Raw genomic sequence first — 19,485 nt, forward strand, 5'->3', positions numbered from 1 at the left:
GCAGAAGATCCCCCGGAGGCTCTGACGTCGTCAACCATACCGGGTCGCCGGGCCGACGGGCCAGGTTCTCCACAGACATGACCGGAGGCCCGACACCAGCTGGTGTCGGGCCTCCTGTCAGACCGGCTCGCGCGTCACCACGCGACCGGCTCGGACGTCACCGCGTCAGTCGCGCGGGTGGCGCGGCTTGCGGTCGTCGCCGTAGCCACCGCGGTCGTCACGCGAGCCGCGGTCGTCGCGGTCGCCGTAGCGGGCGCCGTCACGACGGGTGCCGCTCTCGCGACGCACACCGCCCCGGCTGTCCGGACGGATCTCGATGAGCTTGCCGCTGATCCGGGTGTCGCGCAGACGGTCGAGGACGCCGGAGTCCATGTCGGCCGGCAGCTCCACGACGGAGAAGTCCGGACGGATCTGGATCGCGCCGAAGTCGTCGCGGCGCAGGCCGCCCTCGTTGGCGAGTGCACCGACGATCTGGCGCGGCTCGACGCGGTGGCGACGGCCGACCTCGATGCGGTACGCGGTCATCGGCACCGAGCGACGGCGGCGGTCGCCACCACCGCTGTCGCCGTCACGATCACGGGCCGGACGGTCGTCGCGGCTGCGACGCTCGTCGCGCTCGATCTGCTGGCGCGCGCGGTCGTCCGCGGGGTCGAGGAGCAGCGGGGTGTCCCCCTGCGCCACGACGGCCAGGGCTGCGGCGACGTCGGACTCCGGCACGTCGTGGTGCTCGACGTAGTGGGCGATGATGTCGCGGAACGCGCTGACCCGGGACTCCTGTCCGAGGGCAGCGGTGATCGCGTCGTCGAAGCGGGTCAGGCGCGTGGAGTTGACGTCCTCGACGCTCGGCAGCTGCATCTGGGTGAGCGGCTGGCGGGTGGCCTTCTCGATCGCGGTGAGCAGACGACGCTCACGCGGGGTGACGAAGCTGATCGCGGCACCCGACCGGCCGGCACGACCCGTGCGGCCGATGCGGTGCACGTACGACTCGGTGTCGATCGGGATGTCGAAGTTCACCACGTGGGTGATGCGGTCGACGTCGAGCCCGCGGGCGGCGACGTCGGTGGCGACCAGGATGTCGAGCTTGCCGGACTTCAGCTGGTTGACGGTCCGCTCACGCTGGGCCTGGGCGACGTCACCGCTGATGGCGGCGGCGGCGTACCCGCGGGCGCGGAGCTTCTCGGCCAGGGTCTCGGTCTCGCTCTTCGTTCGGACGAAGACGATCATGCCCTCGAAGTCCTCGACCTCGAGGATGCGGGTCAGGGCGTCGACCTTCTGCGGGTACGACACGACCAGGTAGCGCTGCGTCGTGTTCGCCGAGGTGGTGGTCTTCGCCTTGACCGTGATCTCGGCCGGGTCGTTGAGGTACTGCTTCGAGATGCGACGGATCTGCGCGGGCATCGTCGCGGAGAAGAGCGCGACCTGCTTCGTGTCCGGCGTCTCGGCGAGGATCGTCTCGACGTCCTCGGCGAAGCCCATCTTGAGCATCTCGTCGGCCTCGTCGAGCACCAGGTACTTCAGCTCGGACAGGTCGAGGGTGCCCTTGGCGATGTGGTCCATGATGCGACCGGGGGTGCCCACGACGACGTCGACGCCGCGACGGAGGGCGGACAGCTGCACGCCGTACGCCTGGCCGCCGTAGACCGGCAGGACGTGGACGTGCTTCATGTGGGCGGCGTACTGCTCGAACGCCTCGCAGACCTGGAGCGCGAGCTCACGGGTCGGGGACAGGACGAGTGCCTGCGGCAGCTTCGAGCCGGCTTCCATGCGGGACAGCACGGGCAGCGCGAACGCGGCGGTCTTGCCGGTACCCGTCTGGGCGAGGCCGACGACGTCGCGGCCCTCGAGCAGGATCGGGATGGTGGCGGCCTGGATCGCGGAGGGGGTCTCGTACCCGATGTCCTTGACGGCCTTGAGGACGGGGTCGCTGAGCCCGAGGTCGGCGAAGGTGATCACGGGCTCCTCGTCGACGGCTTCGGCGGGGGTGGTGTTCTCGGTGCTCATGGGGAGAACGGTATCCCGTTTTCGGGCTGGACCCCAGACGGACGGGAGGCGCGTGGCGGCGTCACCACGTGCCTCCCGTCCGTCACGGGGTCAGGTCGGGACCCCGCCACCCGCTCCGGCGTCCTCGCCGCCGGCGCCGAGCACCTCCGCCGCACGGTCGTTGAACCGCGCCAGCAGCCGGGCGAGGTCGCGCAGTTCCTGCCCGTCGAACACGCTCGTGACGTCGTCGAACACCGCGTCCCCCTGCGCGTCGAGGCCGTCCAACAGGGCACGTCCGGCGGGCGCCAGTGCGAGCAGGGCCGCGCGGCCGTCGTCCGGGTCCGGGGTGGTGCGGACGTAGCCGGCGTCGACGAGCCCCGCGATCCGCCGGCTGACCACCGGGCGCGACAGGCCGGTGCGCTCGGCGACGGCGGTCGAGCGGACCGCACCCAGGCGCTCGACGGCCCGCAGGATCACCCGGGCGGTCGGGTCGAGGCCGCCGGACTGCTCGATGAGCACCGTGCGCAGCGTCTGGCGCACCCAGAGCCGGTCGAGCTGCCGACGGAGCAGCCGCTCGGCCTCGGGCCGGTCGTCGTCCGGGCGGACGTCGTCCGGGCGGTCGTCGTCGTCGGGGCGTTGGTCCTCGGGCACGGCGTCATCGTACGACGCGCCAACTAGTTGCTTGCAGAACGCAATGGATGTAAAGTTGCGGAGCCTGCAAGGTTTCAGGTTGCGCAGCGGCCCCTCGGTGGCCCCCGCACCAGCCTCGCCTCCGCCCGACGACGCACTCGCCGTCCGGCACGTCGAACCAGAAGGACCCGCATTGTCAACAGCCACCGCACAGACGCCGGTGTCGGGCCGGAGCGCCACCACCGGTGCGCCCGGTCAGCAACCCCTGATGACCCACCGTCAGATCCTGCTCGTCATCTACGGGCTGATGGCGGGCATGTTCCTGTCGTCCCTCGGACAGACCGTCTTCGGCACCGCGATCCGGACCATCGGCGACGACCTGCACGGGCTCGACCAGCAGGCGTGGGTCACCACCGCCTACCTGATCACGTCGACGATCGCGACGCCGATCTACGGCAAGCTCTCCGACATCTTCGGCCGTCGTCCGCTCTACATCTTCGGCATCGTGGTCTTCATCCTCGGCGCCGTCCTGTCGTCGATGTCCACGTCGATGCTCATGCTCGCCGCCTTCCGCGCCGTGCAGGGCATCGGTGCCGGTGCGCTGATGTCGCTGCCGCTCGCGATCATGGGCGACATCCTCGCCCCGCGTGAGCGTGCGAAGTACCAGGGCTACTTCCTGGCCGTCTTCGGCATCTCCTCGGTCATCGGCCCGCTCATCGGCGGCCTGCTCGCCGGCGCCTCCGAGATCCTCTTCATCACCGGCTGGCGCTGGGTGCTCCTCATCAACGTGCCGATCGGCATCGCCGCGCTCGTCATGGTGATCGTCTTCCTGCACCTGCCGAAGGTGCACGACGAGAAGGACAAGCCGGTCGTCGACTGGTGGGGCGCGACCTCGGTCATCGTCACCCTCGTCCCGCTGCTGCTGGTCGCCGAGCAGGGCCGCACGTGGGGCTGGGGCTCCCCCGCGGCACTCGCCTGCTACGTCATCGGAGCGGTCGGCCTGGTCGCGCTGCTGCTCATCGAGTCGAAGATGGGCGACGCGGCGATCATCCCGCTCAAGCTCTTCCGCTCCGGCACGTTCTCGATGGCCACGGTCATCGGCTTCCTGGTCGGCTTCGCGATGTTCGGCGCCATGCTGACCATCCCGCTCTACCTGCAGATCGTCGTCGGCCTCAGCCCGACCGAGTCCGGCTTCGCCACGCTGCCCCTGGTCGGTGGCCTGATGATCGCCTCGATCACCTCGGGTCAGATCGTCGCCCGCGTCGGCCGCTACCGGGTCTTCCCGGTCATCGGCACCGCCCTGGTCTCCGCCGGCTACGTCGTCCTGACCTTCATGTCGATCGACAAGCCGCTCTGGTTCCTGATGATCGGCATGTTCCTCATCGGTCTCGGACTCGGTTCGGTCATGCAGTCCCTGACGCTCGCGTCGCAGGGCTCGGTCGAGGCCAAGGACATGGGCGTCGCGACCAGCTCGGCGACCTTCTTCCGCCAGATCGGTGGAACGCTCGGCACGGCCGTGCTGCTGTCGATCCTGTTCTCGGTGATGCCCGCCAACATCGTGCACGCCACGGCGGAGAAGGCCGACCTGACCGACGCCCTCGACGCCGCACTGAACCCGACCGTCGCCAGCGCGAAGGCCAACCAGGGCGTCATGGACCAGATCTGGGACCCGATCGTCGGCCCGATCCAGGACAGCATCGACTCCGGGCTCGACCGCGGCACCACCGCCGCGAAGCAGGCCGCCGACCGGGCGGTCACCCAGCAGGTCACCGCCGCCGTCCAGGCGCAGGTCGCCGCCGGCACGATCCCGGCCGCCGCCGCCGAGACCGTGATCGCCCAGCAGGTCGCCGACGCCACCCCGCAGGCCGAGACCACCGCTCTGGCGACGGCCGCCGACCAGGCGCACGCCAGCGTCGTCGACGGACAGCTCGCGGTCGACTGGAAGGACGCCGGACAGCGCGGCTACTGGGTCGACCAGGTCGTGCCGGACCTCGTCAAGCAGATCGACAAGGGTGCGAACGACGACTCGAGCGCCTCGGCCACGAACGACACCTCGTTCCTGACCGGTGCCGACCCGCGCCTGACCCGTCCGTTCATGGCCGGCTTCAACGCCTCGTCCGTCACGATCTACTGGGTCGGACTCGCCGTGATCCTGCTCGCCTTCGTGCTGACCTGGTTCTTCAAGGTGCCGCCGCTGCGCCAGCGTTCGGCCCTGCAGGAGCAGGCGGACATGTCCGCCGAGGCACAGCTCGAAGCCGAGGCCGGCATGGCCGCGGCCGAGGCAGGCTCCTTCACCGGTCCGATGACCGGTTCCACGCCGACCCAGCGTCGGTGACCACCCGGGCCGCCCGCACGCACGCCGACCACCGTCGGCAGCGTGCGGGCGGCCCGCTCCGCCACTCCCCCACCGGAGGTCGCCCGTGACCACCACGGCAGCACCCGCACCCGACAGCGCCGTCGGCAGCACCGAGCCCTGCACGCTCCGCGAACGGAAGAAGCAGCAGACCCGGCAGGCGATCCACCACGCCGCGCTGACCCGCATCACCGACCACGGCCTGGACGGCGTCACGGTCGAGCAGATCTGCGCCGACGCCGACGTCTCCCCGCGGACGTTCTTCAACTACTTCTCATCGAAGGCCCACGCGGCCATCGGCCTGGACACCGTCGAGGTGCCCGACGCCGTCCGCGACCGGTTCGCCACCGCCGGCGGGCCGCTCATCGACGACGTCTGCGACCTGGTCGCCCACACCGTGCCGCTCTCCTCGGACCGCGCCCGCGCGAAGGAGCTGCTCGTCCGCCGCCCGGAGATGACGTCGATGGTGATGCGGTGGATGGCCGAGTCCCGGCAGTCCCTCATCGCCGCCGTCAGCACCCGCACCGACGAGGACACCGCCCGCACGGCCGTCGCCCTCGTGATGGCGGCCCTGACCGAGGCGGCCCACCGCTTCAGCGTGCAGGACCAGGCGGACCTGGCCACGCGCCTCCGCGCCGTCGTCGCCGAGATGGTCGCGCTCGTCACCGGCCGCTGACCGGTGGGCCGCTGACCGGCCGAGGCGCCCAACGGGTCACGGGACGGGAGGCACGTCCCCCGTCATGACGACCCGTCCGGCCGCGTCGTCCCAGCGGTAGGTCGCGTCGGCGCGACCGCTTGCCTCGGCGTTCGACTCCCCGTCACGCGGGTACCGGTACGTGACCGACACGGCAGCGTCCGAGGTGCGCGTGACCTCCGGCGTGAAGGGGTACTGCACCTTCGTCGCCGTGCCGAGGTACGTGCCGTCGTGGAACAGCAGGATCGCCGACGGCGAGCTGCCGGTCGAGTCGGTCGGGCGCAACACGACCCACGACAGGGCCGCGCACGGGTCGTACCCGCCGCGAGCGGCCCCGGCGGTGTCCCACTTCGCCCCCGCGATGCCGGCCGGTGCGCCGAGTCGGGCGGCCGCCTGCTGGATCGCGCCGGTCGGGTCCTCGCTGCCACACGTCGGGGTGGCGGTCGGCTGCGGCGTCTGCACCGGTGCCGGCGTCGCGGTCGGGGTCGACGTCGGGGTCCCCGTCGACTCCGCCGACGGCGCGACCGTCTGCGTCACCGTCTGCGTCGGTGCCGGGTCACCCGACCCGGTCGAACACCCGGTGAGGGCGATCGAGACGAGCCCGAGCGGGACGAGGCCGCGCAGCACGGCGGGACGGAGTCGCGAACTGGTTCCCATGTGGAACATCCTGCCGGGCGCGTCCGGCGCATCCACAGACGGCGTTGAGGTCGGCAGACCGCCCAGCCGGGAGGCCCGTGGCGGGCGGGATCCGCGCCTCCCGTCCGGCAGCCGGTCACGTGGCGGACGACCACCGACGAGATGTCAGGAGCGGTCGCCGGACCGCCGCAGCGCACGCAGGTCGCGGAGGAAGGCCGTCGGCGTCGTGCCCCGCTCCTCCTTGAAGAGCTGCTGGAGTCGCCGGGGCCGGAGACCGGCGGCCGCGGCGATGTCCGCGACGGTGCAGACCTCGTCGAGGTGCGTCTCGATGTAGGCGACCGCCTGACGGATCCGCCAGGAGGACCGGCCGTCGGGCCGCTGCGAGGTGGCCGCACGCAGCGTCGCCGAGGGGTCCTCGCCGAACCGGGCGCGGTAGGCGGTGGCGAAGCGGCTCGGGTTCGTGAAGCGCCAGCGGCGAGCGACCTCGAGCACGCTGTTCGGCGACTCCCCCCGGAGCAGTTCGCGCCGGACCTCGTCCAGGCGCTGGTCGCGGAGGAAGCCGTTCGGCGTGACACCGAGCGTGCGGGCGAAGACCTCCTGCAGGCCGCGCTCGCTGAGTCCGGCGGCGGCGGCGATGGCCGGCACCGAGGGGCGGTCACGCGCGCGCTCCTCGACGAAGGCGATCGCGTCACGCAGTCGGCTGGCGGTCGGGACGTCGTCCCCGCGGTCGCGGAGCGGGAAGGTGTCGAGCACGACCGTCGCCAGGCGGCGGTTCAGCGCCGTCCGCATCGCGCCGCGCACCCGGTCGTCCATCAGGGTGGGGCTGACCTCGCCGAGCAGACGACGGAGCGGCTCGCGCCGGGCGATCCGCTCGTCCTGCTGGTCGAACAGGACGGGCCCGTCGGGCATCGGGTAGCCGAGCTCCCCGGCGGTCTTGCGGAGGAACGCGTCCGAGATGTGCACGCCGTTGTAGACGGTCTCCTCGGACTCGAAGCGGTACGCCTCGGACGCCGAGGCGATGTAGGGGCTGCCGGGCTCGATCACACGGGACCGGTCCGCGAAGTGCATCTCGAGTCGGCCGTGCTGCAGCCAGAACACCACGTGGTCGTCCCGGGGGCCGATCACCCCGCCCCGTCGACCGCCGCGGGCGTTCATGGTCCGCAGCGTCAGGTCGTCGTCGCCGATGACGAAGTACTCGTACCGGGTGCCCTGGCTGGCGAAGGTCTCGGTGGCGGTGGTGGTGTCCCGCCGCAGGTCCTGGCCGGAGTACTCGGTGCGGAAGATCGCGGTGTAGTCCGAGCCGCCGGCGTCCGTGAACCGCTGCTTGCGGAACCCGTTGTCGTGGTGGATCGGTGGCACGCGGCCATCTTCTCATCCACAGAACGCGGAAGTCCGAGGTTCACCCGGACTGGGGTGAGGTCCCCTCAGTTGCGGATGAGGGGTGCCCAGAACGCATCCGGGCCGTCCTGCTGCACCGCGTCGCCCTCGAACCGCCAGCCGTACCCGCCCGCGAAGTCCTGCGCGGCGGTGAGCTCGTCGACCCCGTCGTCCTCCGAACGGTCGAACAGGTGCACGCCGTGGCCGATCGCGACACCGCTGTCGCTGATGAGCGTGAGGTCCCAGCGGCCCTCTTCGGAGCGTTCGATGCGGACGACGGCGGCCTGGTCTGCGGAGAAGTCGGACATGCCGTCGAGCCTACGCACGCCGCGGTGGGGCGGTGCCGGGGACGGTTGCGCGGCACCGGGCTGTGCCGGGCGGCCGGCTGCCGCGCGCGGTCCTCCGCGCTCAGACGACGGTGAAGAAGTCCGCGTAGGTGGGTTCGGCGGGCGTGGACCCGGCCGTGCGACGGGAGACCATCGCGTCGATCTCGTCCGGGTGGCTGAGGCCGCGGCGGTGCCATTCGTCGGCCTGCAGCCGGAGTTCGTGGAGGGAGGGTCGGACGCGCTCGTTCACGGTGCGCTCTTCCTGCTGGTGCGCCCGACCCGAAGGGTTCGGAGGCGCATGACCAGCATCCCCCGCGGACTGCGCGGGGCCAAGCCCGGACGAGCCCCGAGTACGCCCGTTGGACACGGTGTCCGGTCCGCGCAACGAGCGCGGCCCGGGGACGTCGGACGACGGGTGCGAGCGGACACACCGGACGGGTCGCTCGATCGCGTGACAGACCGACGGCGATCCCGACGGGAGGCCCGTCACGCGCTCCGTCGACGGCGGAGCGTCACCGACGGCGGCTCCCCGAAGGTGGCCGCGTAGGTGCCGGAGAACCGCCCGAGGTGGCCGACACCCCAGCCGACCGCGATCTGCGCCACCGTGGTGGTGTCCGGGTCGGCCGCGCTCAGTTCGGCGCGCACCCGGTGCAGGCGGACCTGCCGGAGGAAGTGCATCGGCGACGACCCGGTGTGCCGTCGGAAGGACGCCTGCAACGACCGCACGGCGACCCCCGCGGCGACGCTGACGTCCGTGATCGTGATCGGCCGACGGGCGTTCGCCACCATCCACTCCTGCGCGAGCCGCATGGTCGCCGGCCCGTCGCTGAGGAGGCCGGTCGGCGGCACGGGCCGGGCGTCGAACGTGGCGGCGACCGCTTCGGCCACGGTCGTGTTGAGGACGGAGCGCCGGTCGCGGTCGGTCGTCGGGTCGAGCAGCGCCCCGGCCGCCGTGGCGATGACGGCACGGAGCTGCCGGAGCGCATCGGGGTCCGGTTGCCGGGCGAACTGCAGTGGCGCCGGCAGGTCGCCCTGGCGAGCCGCGGCGACGGACTCGAGGAACGACCGGTCGAAGCGGATCAGGTGCTGCACGGTGGGAGCAGCGCTGAACGTGAAGTCCCGCCCCGCCGGGTACATCACCGGGACCCCGGGCAGCATGTCGACGGGCGCGGACGACCCGGTGTCGAGACGGATGCCCGGCGCGGAGGCCCAGGCCAGCACGTAGTCGTCACCGGGGTCGATCGTGCCCCAGCGCCGGGCGGCCACGGACGAGGTCCCGACCGTGACGTCGCCGTCCCCGACCGCCCGGTACCGCCACGAGAACCCCTCGGACGCGGTGTCCCCGATGTGGATGTCCTGGCTGCCGTAGACGTGCTCGTAGAACGCGACCGCTTCGTCGACGGCGGTGCCGTGACGGTCGACGTGCTGGAGGGGTTGTTCGACGGAGTCCATGCACTCCGAGTCTCACGCAGACCACCGACAATCCGTACCGGACGCACGAGAGCCCCGCACCAGTCGGTGCGGGGCTCTCGTGGTCCCGGCGTCAGACGCCGGTGGGGTTCGGTCAGGCGCGGGCGCCGCGACGACCGGTGATCGCACCCCAGATGAGGAGGACGATGATCGCGCCGACGATCGCGATGATCCACGACTGGATGCTGAAGAAGCCGTCGTAGCCGACGTTGAAGATGAGGCCGCCGAGCCAACCGCCGATGAGGGCGCCGATGACACCGAGGACGAGCGTGGCGATCCAGCCGCCACCCTGGCGACCGGGGAGGATCAGCTTGGCGATGGCGCCGGCGATGAGGCCGAGGAGGATGAAGCCGAGGAAGCTCATGGGAGTGCCTTTCAGGACGGGCAGCGCGAGGTGCCGTTGTGGAGCAGGTGTGCCGCCCCGAGGGGCGGCGGAGCGGTCGAGTTCGACGCTCCCGGATGGGCGGTACCGGTCAGGAACCGACCGGCTGTGCCGATCAGATGCTGTCGAGCAGACCGTCACGCGACTGCTCTGCGAACAGAGCGGTCATGTCGATGGCTTCGGTCGGGGTGTCCCCGTCCACGAATGCGTTGTTCGCGGGCGTCGAGTGCATCTGACCGGTCCTTCCGAGGTGCTGCATGTACCGCTCCACTGTGCTCGCCGGAAAGTAGTTAGGCACACTACACAGTCGATGTTGCGCTATGCGGACAATCTCGAGGGAGGTCAGCCGACGAACCGCGTCCACAGGCCGGAGATGACGGGCCAGACGTCACCCGCCCGGTCTGCCGACCCGATCGCGACGGCGACGAGTGGGAAGACCGTGACGCCGACAGTGACGAGGAGTGCGAGCACGACGGCGGTCCACGCGGTCGCTCCGTGTCGCCGCGTCACCGCGAGGAGCAGGAGCGCCAGCACGACGACCGCGCCGACGAGGGTCACGAGCGTCACGCGGAGGAACGGGAACGGGACGAGTCCCGCCGTCGTCCCCGTGATGCCGGCGAGGAAGCCGACGAGCGGCAGGAACGCGCCGAACGCCAGCAACAGGACGGCGACCAGTCCGATGCCGCTCGCGACCCAGACGCTGCGCGACCTGGGCCGGGAGGCGGCCACCTGGCGGCGGATCCGCCGCTCGGCCCAGGCGCTCACGGTCGGTCCGTGGCGGTGTCGTCGGCCGTGCTGCCGCGGACGGCCTCGGCGGCGCGGCGCACGTCGTCCGCCGCGTCCTCGAGTGCGTCGGCCGCGGCCTCCGACCCGGAGACGGTGGAGGCGTGGACGGCCGGCTCGACGGCGTCCGACGGAGCGGCATCGCCGGCCGCGTCCTCTGCGTCGGCCCGGTGTCGCGCCTCCGCCACGCCGTCCGCAACGTCGTCGCCGACCTGCTCGGCAGCAGCGGTCGCCGCCTCCTGTGCAGCGTCGGCCGCATCACCCGCACGGTCTGCGACGTCCGACGCGGTCTTCCGCGCCGACGCCACCGCGTCGGAGGTCGCCGCACCGGCAGCGTCGGCCGCGTCCGAGATCGCGTCGCGGGCGTGTCCAGCCGCGTCGCGTGCCGAGGCGGCAGCGTCCGAGGCGGTCGCCGACGCCGCGGTCAGGGCGTCCGACGCGACGGACCCCGCCGTGTCCGCCACCGATCGCGCGCCGTCCACTGCGGACTCCGCCGCGTCGGAGACGGTGTCCGCCGCGGTCGCGGCAGCGCCTCGGACGGAGTCGACGGCCTCGTCGAGCTTCGAGGGCTCGTCGTCGAACGGGCCGTGCACGTCGAGGACCCGGACGTCGACCTCGACGTGGTCGGGCAGCTCGGCGAGCTGGTGGAGGGCGGCTCCGACCTGCGAGCGGACCTCGGCGGCCACCTCCATCACGGGGTGCGGGTAGCTGACGACGACGGCGACCGCGACGTCGAGCGTGCCGTCGGTGTCGTCGACGCGGACGCCGAGGGCGCTGCCGCTGCGACCGAGTCGGCTGCGGACCTGGTCGGCCGCCCGTTCGGCGAGCCCGCCGAGGTGGTGGACCCCGTCGACACCGAGGGCGGTGACCGCTGCGGTGCGGGCGGCGACGGTGACGGCCGCGACGTCCTCGGGGAGCGGGTCGGTCAGGGACGCCGGCAGGTCAACGGGGGTGAGCTGCGTGTGCGCGTGCGTGTCGTGCTGCACCTGCGTGTCGGTCTGGGTGTCGTGCTGCATGGTTTCCTCCTCGGTCGAGCGTGCCGTGAGCGCACGACGGGGCACCGCGCTCGAACGCGCGCGTGCCCCGTCGTGTCTGCTGGTCGCTACTTGCGGAAGACGTCCTTGACGTCCTCGCCGGTCTGCTTCGCGCTCGCGGCGGCCTGGTCCTTCTTGCCCTCGGCGACCTTGGAGTCGTCGTTGGTCGCGTTGCCGAAGGCCTCCTTGGCCTTACCGGCGATGTCCTGTGCAGCGTTCTTGATCTTGTCGTCGAGTCCCATGACGGGCTCCTTCCGGTCGTGCAGACGAGGGTTCGACCGCGGTCGTGTGGTGTGGGTCGTGCTGGTGGTACTGGGCGGTGCCGCCGGCCAGGAGGCCCGTGGCACGTCCGTCAGGCGACGCGCTTGGCCTTCGAGAGGGCCGAGCGGGTGCCGCCGGTGAGGTGGACCAGGACCGGCACCTCGCGACCGAGGGTCCGGTCGAGGGTGGCGATCGCCGAGTCCACGGCGTCGAGGACCGTGACGGCGTCCCCGCCGCGGCGGACCGCGACACGGAGCCGTGCCGCACGGTGCTTGCGCACCGTGTACATGTCGACCTTCGACGAGACGACGTCGTGCACGCCGGCCAGTTCGTGGTCGATGACGTCACGGACGAGGGCCACGTTCACGGTGACCTCGTCGTCGCCCTGGGCTTCACGGACGGCGACGGCGGTGCCGCCACGGCCACGTGTGAAGACCCAGACGAGCGCGAGGACGACCACGACGAGGCAGACCGCCGCGACGATCCACAGCGAGGTCGCGGGGACCTCGACGCGGTCGGGGAACGTCAGGTACGGCTTGAGTGCGTCACGAACGGCCGGCAGGACACCGGCGCCCATGGCGAGGCCGACCACGACGGCGACGAGGCCGAGCACGAACAGGATGATCCGGTTCAAGGTGCGGTTGCTCGAGGTCATGACAGGGTGCCCTTCTCGCTGACGCGGACGGTGACGTGTCGGCCGAACCGGTCGTCCAGACGGCCGAGACGTTCGGCGACGGCGTGCTCGACGGCTGCCGAGTCCACCGGGACGCCGGACATCGGGACGACGTGCACCTCGGTGCGGGCGCCACGGGCACTCGCGGTGGTGTGCGCGTCCGGGACACCGGCGGCCAGACCGGCGGCGTTCCGGGCGGTCGAGGCGATGATCGACGAGTCGATCACCACGGCACCGCGGTCGTGCGGCACCACGGAGCGGTGCTGCCGACCGGGCTTGAGGGCCAGGACGACGAGGACCACACCGGCGATGACGAGCACCGCCGCGATGACCTCGACCAGGGTGACGAAGGTGGCGTCCGGCTTGAGTGCGGCGTCCACCGCGGTCTGCGGGTCGGCCAGCAGTGGCGCCGCACCGACCGCACGGAGGACCGACTCGGTGCCGATCCACGCCGCGACCAGCACGAGCACCACCAACGCCACGGACACTGCCGTGGACCGGGAACGGTGCACGCTGCGGCGACGCAGCCGGCGTTCGACGGAACTGCTGCTCATGGTGTTCTCCTCCTACCGGACCCGGGTGTCGCGCTCGCGCACGATCCCGGTCAACTCGATGCGTGCCGATCCGACACGACGTCCCGTGAGGGCGCTGACACGGCTGCGGACCTCGGCCGCTGCGGTGGTCGCCGCCTGGACCAGGTCGGTGCCGGCGGCGACCGGGCCGGTGATCTCCAGGGCCAACGCCCCGCGGGCGTCGCCGAGCTCCACCCGAACCCGCTTCGCGGGCGCTCCGAGCCGCTCAGCGGCGACGGCGCGCGCGCACGAGGTCAGGGCACGGGTGGTGATCTCGACACGGCCCGGAACGGTGCCCGGGCCGCCGGTCACCGGGAGCTCCGGCGCCCGGTCAGCACGTCGGTCAGGGCGTTCCGGTCGATGCGACCGGTGACGAGGGCCGCGACGAGTGCTCCGATCGCGGCGAACACGACGACCAGGACGAAGCCCCAGAAGCCGAACTGCAGTGCGACGACTGCCAGGATGGCGCCGATCAGGGCGCCGCTCAGTGTGGTGCTCATGCGACTCGCGACTCCTTCTTGTCGTCGTCCTCGTCGTCGTCGCCCGGGATGAAGACGTCCTGGACGGTGACGTTGACCTCGGCGACCTCCATGCCGACGATCTGCTCGAGGGCGCGGGAGACCGACGAGCGGACGCCCTCGGCGACCTGCTGCAGCGGCACCGGGTACTCGGCGACGATGGTGATGTCGGCGGCGACCTGCTTCTCGCCGACCTCGACCTTGACGCCCTGGCCGTGGTCGCGCTGGCCGATGGCGTCGCGGATCGCGCCGATGGCACGGGCTGCGCCGTTGCCGAGCGAGTGCACGCCGTTGACCTCGCGGGCGGCGATGCCGGCGACCTTCGAGACGACGGTGTCGTCGATGACGGTCTTGCCGGTGGCGGCGTGGGTGCCGGTGGTCTTCGACGCCGTCGCGCTGGTGGCGAGGGTGTTCGGGGTGGTCGTGGTGTCGGCCATGGTGTCTCCTTCCGAGTGACCCGCCGGGCGTTCCCAGCGGGTGCTGTTCACGGATGAGACGGGCTGGAGAGGACGTTCGTCACGGCGACGTCACGACTTCCAGCCGGATTCCAGGAACGCGTCGTTTCCGGGGCTGGACTTGTACCCCGAACCGTTCCCGGTGCCGATAGCGGCTCCGGTCGTGCGCGGACCGCGTGAACCGGACTGGCCCCGAGATCGGCGTACCGGTGCCGATCGAGGTGCGGCGGGCCTCCAGTCTGGGACGCCTCGCAGACGCCCCTCGCGCGCACGAGGGGTACAGCGGGCTGAGGGGCCGGACGGCTCGACCGGTAGGAACGAGGCATGACGGCGACCGCGTTCTGCCTCCACGCCCTCGGGTCCAGCTCCGAGGAGTTCGCCGCCCTGCGCGCCCGACTCAGCGGCACGCTCGACCTGGTCGGCATCGACCTCCCCGGCTTCGGGTCCAGCTCCGCCGCGACCGGCACGACCGTCGAGGAGATGGCCGTGCTCGTCGAGCGGGCCATCGGCACGAGCGGCGCCACCGAGTGGGCCCTCGTCGGCCACTCGATGGGCGGCAAGGTCGCCTCCGTCGTCGCCGGGCGCACCATGAGCGGTGCGAACGGACTGTTCGGGCTGCGGGCCGTCGTGCTGTTGGCCGCTTCGCCGCTCTCCCCCGAACCGATGGACGAGGAGCGCCGCGCGTCCATGCTGGCGTGGGCCGCCGACCACGAGATCGGACCCGACGAAGCCGCCGAGTTCGTCGACGCGAACACCGCCGACCGACTGGCTCCCGAGCCGTACGCGATGGCGGTCCACGACGTGCAGCGCGCCGATCCGGGCGCCTGGACCGCGTGGCTGACCCGCGGCAGCCGCGAGGACTGGTCCGACACCATCGCCCCGAGCCCGGTGCCGGCACTCGTGCTCGCCGGCGCCGAGGACGGCGACCTGGGCCCGGACGCACAGCGGGAGCTGAACCTGCCGCACTGGCCGCGGGGCGAGTTCGACGTCGTCCCGGGTGCCGCGCACCTGCTGCCGTGGGAGCAGCCCGACGCCGTCGCCGACCGCATCCGCTCCTTCTGGGAACGACGGGTCGACCACGGCCCCGTCGTCCCCACCGCGTCGGCGCGGGTCATCGCCTCGCCCCGGGTGAGCGCCAAGAACCGCGGGGTCCTGGCGGCCCGCGCGCTGCCGGACGACCCGGCCGCCGAGCCCCGCGCGCTCTCCGTGGCGCAGCTCGACACCCTCCGGGCCGTGGCCCGCGTCGTCGTCCCGCAGCCGGCCGAGCGCCAGATCGACCTGGCGCTCCGTGTCGACGCGCAGCTCGCCGACGGGCTCGGCGACGGCTGGCGGGTCGACGGCCTGCCCACCGACCCCGACGCCTACCGGGCAGCGCTCGACGCACTCGCTCCGGAGGCCGCGGTCTCCGACGAGCACCTGGCCGACGTCCTCGACGCGGTTGACGACGGCACGCACGAGCCCGCCGACAGCATCCTCGACGCCGGGCAGCTCCGCGCCTGGTTCGAGGACGCTGGCGTCGACCTCGTCAAACAGTGGCTCGCACACCCGGCCACGATGGCCGCGATCGACTACGACGGCTTCGCCAACGGCGGGGACGGCGTGCGCAAACAGGGCTTCCAGCTGCTGGGAGCCGACCAACGCGAAGCATGGGAACCGGACGGAGCAACACCATGAGGCTCGAACACCAGCGTCGCTACGGCGAGGACGAGATCGTGGACGCGGTCGTCGTCGGCACCGGAGCGGGCGGCGCACCGCTGCTCGCCAGTCTGGCGCGAGCGGGCCTCCGGGTCGTCGCCCTCGAAGCCGGCCGCAACACCGAACCGGGCGACCACCTACCCGACGAGGTCGAGGCACCGGCGGACATCAACTGGATGGAGGAGCGGATCAGCGGCGGCGGCGCCCCGACCGCCTTCGGTCCGAACAACAGCGGCACCGGAGTCGGCGGCTCGACGCTGCACTGGGGAGCGTTCACGCCCCGTCCGAGTGCCCACGACCTGCACCTGGCGACCGAGTCGGGCAAGGGACACGACTGGCCGATCGACCACGCCGAGCTCATCCGGTACATCGAGCAGGTCGAGCACGACGTGGGAGTCGCCGGCCCCGAGCACTACCCGTGGGACCCGTCCCGCCGGTACTCGATGCGCCCGCCGGGCCGGAACGCGTCGTCCGACATGATGATGCGCGGCGCTGCGGCGGTCGGCATCACCGCCACCGACGCCCCGGTCGCCCTCACCACCGAGGACCGGCACCAGGAGCACCACGGTCTCCGGCACGCCTGCGTGTCGTGCGGCTCGTGCCACCAGGGTTGCCGGAACGGCGCGAAGGTGTCGATGGACACCACGTACCTGCCGGCCGCGGTCGCCTTCGGCGCCGAGATCCGTCCCGAGGCCTTCGTCCACGGCATCGAGCTCGACGCCCGTGGCGAGGTCGAGGCGGTCGTCTACCGCCAGGACGGCCGTGACCACCGGCAGCGCACCCGTGCCCTCGTGCTCGCCGCCGGTGGTGTGGAGACCCCGCGTCTGCTCCTGCACACCGGGCTGGCCAACAGCAGCGACCAGGTCGGCCGCAACTTCACCGCGCACGGCGCCACCCAGGTCTGGGCGCGGTTCGACGAGTCGATGCGCTCCTACCGCGGGTACCCGTCGTCGATCATCACCGAGGACTTCGTCCGCCCGTCCGACGCCGACTTCGCCGGCGGGTACCTCATCCAGAGCCTCGGCGTGCAGCCGCTGACCTTCGCGACCTCGCTGGTCCGTGGCGGCGGGCTGCGCGGTGCCGCCCTGGTGAAGGCGATGCGCGACTACCCGCACATGGCCGGGGTCGGCATCAACGCCGAGTGCCTGCCGTACGAGGACAACCGGCTCGTGCTCGGGGACGAGGTCGACGAGCACGGCATCCGGAAGGCCACGATCACCTTCACCCCGGGCGAGAACGAGGACGCGATCGGTCGCCACGCGGTGCGGACGATGACCGCGATCATCGAGGCGGCCGGGGGGAAGGACGTCCGGGTCCTCGAACGGACCGCGCACACCATCGGCACCGCACGGATGGGCGCGGACGCCGACAGTTCGGTCGTCGATGCGGCCGGACGATCGTGGGACGTCCCGAACCTGTGGGTCTGTGACAACTCGGTCTTTCCGAGCGCCGTCATCGCGAACCCGGCGCTGACGATCATGGCGCTGTCCCTGCGGACTGCCGACCGGATGCTCCGCGGCGACGCCGCTGCGGACCGCGCGGCGGGGCTGGTGGTCGCTGCCTGAACCGAGCAACGTCTGGTCACTCGCCCCACACTTCCGTGACGAGAACGTCAACCCCTGAACGTCTGACGGACAGCTGCGTCCCGACCGTCACGTCGACGGTCGACAGGGAGACGATCATGACCAGCACGCTCGACGTCACCGCCCGACGCGCCCAGACCACCGCGAGGTCGGCCGATTCGGTCGGACCGGTCCGGATCGAGGCCTCCGGGACGTCGAGCGACGCGGTCGTCGCGGACATCGGACGTCTCTACGACGGCCGCGAGTGGCAGGCCCGCACCACCGACCACGCGTTCGCCTACCGCTACAGCGCGGTCGGTGACCACGACGTCACGCTCCGCCGGTCCCAGATCGGCGGCCACATCCGGGGGCCATCCCCCGCTCCCCCGACTACGTCGTGCAGTGGATCACGTCCGGAGAGGGCGTGCCGGACGTCACACAGGACCGGGTGCCGCTCCAGCTCGACGTGCCGATGCTCTTCCCGACGGGCCGGGAGTTCGTCTTCGAGTACGAGGACTACGACCAGCGGCTCGTGCACATGTCCCGTCGGCTCGTGCACGAGGTCGCGGACGAGATGTTCCACACCGGGCAGGTCACGGACCTCGGCATCGACCACCTCCGGCCCCTCGACCCGACAGCGATCACGCAGTGGCGGAGCAGCCTGTCGTTGCTCTCGCGGGAGCTCCGGACCGGTGGGGTCGACACCCTCCTCTGGCACACGCTGACCCGCGGACCGCGGCCGCGTTCCTCCGGATGTACCCGCCGACGGTGACGGCGCTGCCGCCTGCCGTGCTGCTGCCCCGCCGGGCCCGGTTGCGTGCCGCCGTCGAGTACGTCCACGAGCACGTCGCCGAGCCGCTGAGCGTGTCGGACATCGCCGGTGCCGCCGGGCTCAGCGTCCGGGCCACCCAGGAGGCGTTCCAGCGACACCTGGACCAGACCCCGATGACGTACCTGCTCCGCACCCGACTCGAGCGCGTCCGTCGGGACCTCATGCAGGCGGACGTCACCGGCACCTCGGTGCAGGCGATCGCCCGACGCTGGGGGTTCGCCCACCTCGGCCGGTTCTCGGCGGCCTACCGGAACGAGTTCGGCGAGTACCCGCGGGCGACGCTCCGGAGCTGATCCGAACGCGCCGGGGCCACGTCCGCGCCGCCACCGGATCCCCTACTTGAACGCGTTCACCGGACCGGCGTCCATCGTCACGGTGCCGTCCGCGTTCACCACCGGCCGTCGCTCGGACTTCGGCGCCGAGTACAGCTCGACCTTCTCGACGTGCACCTGCTCGCCGTTGGTGATCACGCCGGGCACGCACGAGTACACCTTGTCGTTGCTGTCGGCGTCACGCGCCGCGATCTCGACGACGTCGCCCGCACCGTTGTCGATCGTCATGCCGACCTGGTACCGCCGGAAGGACCCGGTGCCGTTGGACTGCGCCGAGTAGACGACCGGCACGATGCGGTCGATCTCGGGCGTCAGGGTGATCTCGACGACCTCGTCCGCCATGGTCGTCGCGCCCCGAGCACCGCGCCGCTGGTCGCCCATGTGCACCACGGCGCCGTCGGCGGTGCGCGGGGTGAACGCACGGTCGGTCTTGGTCCCGAACTGGGACACGGTCTCGACGTGGCCGTCCCGGTAGCGCACCAGGGCGTACACGTCGTAGTCGGTGCTGTTCGGCCACGAGATCGTCACCGTGGTCTTCTGGGTCTTGCGCAGGCTGACCGTCTGACGCTTCTCGAGGCTGATGCGTCCCGACACGACGCCCAGGTCGGTCACGGGCCCGGCCGCCGCCGGCGCAGCTGCCGGTGCCGGTGCCGGTGCCGCCGTGCCGGCTTCGTCGTCCTGCTTGTTCTTCTTGCCGATCCCGAACATGTCGTCCCCCGTCGTCGTGGTGGTTGCCGTCGGCGTCGTCCGCCGCTGACCATCGTGCCGCGGATGCGCGCGCGCGGCCAGCATCTGGCACGGGCTGTGCAGAACCGTCCGGACGCGACCACCTGTGGAGGGTGGGTCGACGTGCCAGCTGGTGGCGAGCCTCCAGTCCGTCAGTCCCGACGGGTAGAACTGGTGTCATGACCCGACGCAGC

General features: G+C 71.9%; 24 protein-coding genes. 6 read left to right on the top strand and 18 right to left on the bottom strand.

Annotated elements, in window-relative coordinates; genetic code table 11:
- Nucleotides 1–165: 165 nt before the first annotated feature.
- Nucleotides 166–2,001: a DEAD/DEAH box helicase gene (locus tag QL987_RS11410; RefSeq protein WP_290157758.1), complete on the bottom strand. Its 1,836-nt coding sequence runs from the start codon at nucleotides 1,999–2,001 to the stop codon at nucleotides 166–168.
- 90 nt (nucleotides 2,002–2,091) lie between these two features.
- Nucleotides 2,092–2,631, bottom strand: a complete 540-nt coding sequence (locus tag QL987_RS11415; protein WP_290157759.1) for a helix-turn-helix domain-containing protein — start codon at nucleotides 2,629–2,631, stop codon at nucleotides 2,092–2,094.
- Between the two features lie 247 nt (nucleotides 2,632–2,878).
- Between QL987_RS11415 and QL987_RS11420 the strand changes: the two genes are divergently transcribed.
- Entirely contained in the window at nucleotides 2,879–4,945 is a 2,067-nt protein-coding gene (locus QL987_RS11420) for an MDR family MFS transporter (protein WP_290157760.1), read from the top strand.
- Nucleotides 4,946–5,030: 85 nt separating this feature from the next.
- Nucleotides 5,031–5,639, top strand: a complete 609-nt coding sequence (locus QL987_RS11425) for a helix-turn-helix domain-containing protein (RefSeq protein WP_290157761.1) — start codon at nucleotides 5,031–5,033, stop codon at nucleotides 5,637–5,639.
- 36 nt (nucleotides 5,640–5,675) lie between these two features.
- Here QL987_RS11425 and QL987_RS11430 read toward each other — a convergent pair whose 3' ends face one another.
- The 14 genes from QL987_RS11430 to QL987_RS11495 form a co-directional block, all read right to left on the bottom strand.
- Nucleotides 5,676–6,314 (bottom strand): LppP/LprE family lipoprotein, encoded by a 639-nt coding sequence (locus QL987_RS11430; RefSeq protein WP_290157762.1) that lies wholly within the window; start codon nucleotides 6,312–6,314, stop codon nucleotides 5,676–5,678.
- 144 nt (nucleotides 6,315–6,458) lie between these two features.
- Nucleotides 6,459–7,652, bottom strand: a complete 1,194-nt coding sequence (locus QL987_RS11435) for a helix-turn-helix domain-containing protein (RefSeq protein ID WP_290157763.1) — start codon at nucleotides 7,650–7,652, stop codon at nucleotides 6,459–6,461.
- Between the two features lie 65 nt (nucleotides 7,653–7,717).
- On the bottom strand, nucleotides 7,718–7,978 hold the full coding sequence (locus tag QL987_RS11440; RefSeq protein WP_111075808.1) for a hypothetical protein: 261 nt from the start codon (nucleotides 7,976–7,978) through the stop codon (nucleotides 7,718–7,720).
- A 100-nt stretch (nucleotides 7,979–8,078) separates the two neighbouring features.
- Nucleotides 8,079–8,246 (bottom strand): hypothetical protein, encoded by a 168-nt coding sequence (locus tag QL987_RS11445; protein ID WP_181432932.1) that lies wholly within the window; start codon nucleotides 8,244–8,246, stop codon nucleotides 8,079–8,081.
- 236 nt (nucleotides 8,247–8,482) lie between these two features.
- Nucleotides 8,483–9,448 (bottom strand): helix-turn-helix domain-containing protein, encoded by a 966-nt coding sequence (locus QL987_RS11450; RefSeq protein WP_290157764.1) that lies wholly within the window; start codon nucleotides 9,446–9,448, stop codon nucleotides 8,483–8,485.
- 112 nt (nucleotides 9,449–9,560) lie between these two features.
- Nucleotides 9,561–9,830 carry a GlsB/YeaQ/YmgE family stress response membrane protein gene (locus QL987_RS11455; RefSeq protein ID WP_111075805.1) on the bottom strand — a complete coding sequence of 90 codons (270 nt, stop codon included), beginning with the start codon at nucleotides 9,828–9,830 and terminating at the stop codon, nucleotides 9,561–9,563.
- A gap of 360 nt (nucleotides 9,831–10,190) precedes the next feature.
- The gene (locus tag QL987_RS11460) at nucleotides 10,191–10,613 is read right to left on the bottom strand and encodes an MFS transporter permease (RefSeq protein ID WP_253467488.1); all 423 of its coding nucleotides are present in this window, start codon (nucleotides 10,611–10,613) and stop codon (nucleotides 10,191–10,193) included.
- Complete coding sequence (locus tag QL987_RS11465) at nucleotides 10,610–11,647, bottom strand: Asp23/Gls24 family envelope stress response protein (protein WP_290157765.1); 1,038 nt, start codon at nucleotides 11,645–11,647, stop codon at nucleotides 10,610–10,612. Before QL987_RS11465 ends, QL987_RS11460 begins: the two co-directional genes overlap by 4 nt.
- An 86-nt stretch (nucleotides 11,648–11,733) precedes the next feature.
- Nucleotides 11,734–11,907, bottom strand: coding sequence for a CsbD family protein (locus QL987_RS11470; RefSeq protein ID WP_111075803.1), 174 nt, complete (start codon nucleotides 11,905–11,907; stop codon nucleotides 11,734–11,736).
- Nucleotides 11,908–12,017: 110 nt separating this feature from the next.
- Complete coding sequence (locus QL987_RS11475; protein ID WP_111075802.1) at nucleotides 12,018–12,581, bottom strand: hypothetical protein; 564 nt, start codon at nucleotides 12,579–12,581, stop codon at nucleotides 12,018–12,020.
- Entirely contained in the window at nucleotides 12,578–13,153 is a 576-nt protein-coding gene (locus QL987_RS11480) for a DUF6286 domain-containing protein (RefSeq protein ID WP_204609206.1), read from the bottom strand. The genes QL987_RS11475 and QL987_RS11480 overlap by 4 nt, the downstream gene beginning before the upstream one ends.
- A gap of 12 nt (nucleotides 13,154–13,165) precedes the next feature.
- The gene (locus QL987_RS11485; protein ID WP_111075800.1) at nucleotides 13,166–13,483 is read right to left on the bottom strand and encodes a hypothetical protein; all 318 of its coding nucleotides are present in this window, start codon (nucleotides 13,481–13,483) and stop codon (nucleotides 13,166–13,168) included.
- Complete coding sequence (locus QL987_RS11490; RefSeq protein WP_111075799.1) at nucleotides 13,480–13,671, bottom strand: DUF2273 domain-containing protein; 192 nt, start codon at nucleotides 13,669–13,671, stop codon at nucleotides 13,480–13,482. Before QL987_RS11490 ends, QL987_RS11485 begins: the two co-directional genes overlap by 4 nt.
- Nucleotides 13,668–14,126, bottom strand: coding sequence for an Asp23/Gls24 family envelope stress response protein (locus QL987_RS11495; protein WP_253467481.1), 459 nt, complete (start codon nucleotides 14,124–14,126; stop codon nucleotides 13,668–13,670). The genes QL987_RS11490 and QL987_RS11495 overlap by 4 nt, the downstream gene beginning before the upstream one ends.
- A gap of 342 nt (nucleotides 14,127–14,468) precedes the next feature.
- Here QL987_RS11495 and QL987_RS11500 point away from each other — a divergent pair, with 342 nt between their 5' ends.
- Together QL987_RS11500 and QL987_RS11505 are read left to right on the top strand one after the other, a co-directional pair.
- Nucleotides 14,469–15,818 carry an alpha/beta hydrolase gene (locus QL987_RS11500; protein ID WP_290157766.1) on the top strand — a complete coding sequence of 450 codons (1,350 nt, stop codon included), beginning with the start codon at nucleotides 14,469–14,471 and terminating at the stop codon, nucleotides 15,816–15,818.
- Nucleotides 15,815–17,404: a GMC family oxidoreductase gene (locus QL987_RS11505; RefSeq protein ID WP_253467476.1), complete on the top strand. Its 1,590-nt coding sequence runs from the start codon at nucleotides 15,815–15,817 to the stop codon at nucleotides 17,402–17,404. The genes QL987_RS11500 and QL987_RS11505 overlap by 4 nt, the downstream gene beginning before the upstream one ends.
- Before the next feature lie 16 nt (nucleotides 17,405–17,420).
- Here the strand turns inward: QL987_RS11505 and QL987_RS11510 are convergent, their stop codons facing one another.
- Nucleotides 17,421–17,642, bottom strand: coding sequence for a hypothetical protein (locus QL987_RS11510; RefSeq protein ID WP_290157767.1), 222 nt, complete (start codon nucleotides 17,640–17,642; stop codon nucleotides 17,421–17,423).
- Between the two features lie 183 nt (nucleotides 17,643–17,825).
- On the opposite strand from QL987_RS11510, the gene QL987_RS11515 reads away from it, so the two are divergent.
- Nucleotides 17,826–18,173: a hypothetical protein gene (locus tag QL987_RS11515; protein ID WP_290157768.1), complete on the top strand. Its 348-nt coding sequence runs from the start codon at nucleotides 17,826–17,828 to the stop codon at nucleotides 18,171–18,173.
- A complete protein-coding gene (locus tag QL987_RS11520) occupies nucleotides 18,170–18,526 on the top strand; it encodes a helix-turn-helix transcriptional regulator (RefSeq protein WP_290157770.1) in 357 nt (118 codons plus the stop codon). Before QL987_RS11515 ends, QL987_RS11520 begins: the two co-directional genes overlap by 4 nt.
- A gap of 42 nt (nucleotides 18,527–18,568) precedes the next feature.
- Here the strand turns inward: QL987_RS11520 and QL987_RS11525 are convergent, their stop codons facing one another.
- Nucleotides 18,569–19,273 (bottom strand): TerD family protein, encoded by a 705-nt coding sequence (locus QL987_RS11525; protein ID WP_290157771.1) that lies wholly within the window; start codon nucleotides 19,271–19,273, stop codon nucleotides 18,569–18,571.
- Nucleotides 19,274–19,485 lie beyond the last annotated feature (212 nt).

This window comes from Curtobacterium sp. APC 4022, from assembly GCF_030407555.1.
Lineage (GTDB): Bacteria > Actinomycetota > Actinomycetes > Actinomycetales > Microbacteriaceae > Curtobacterium.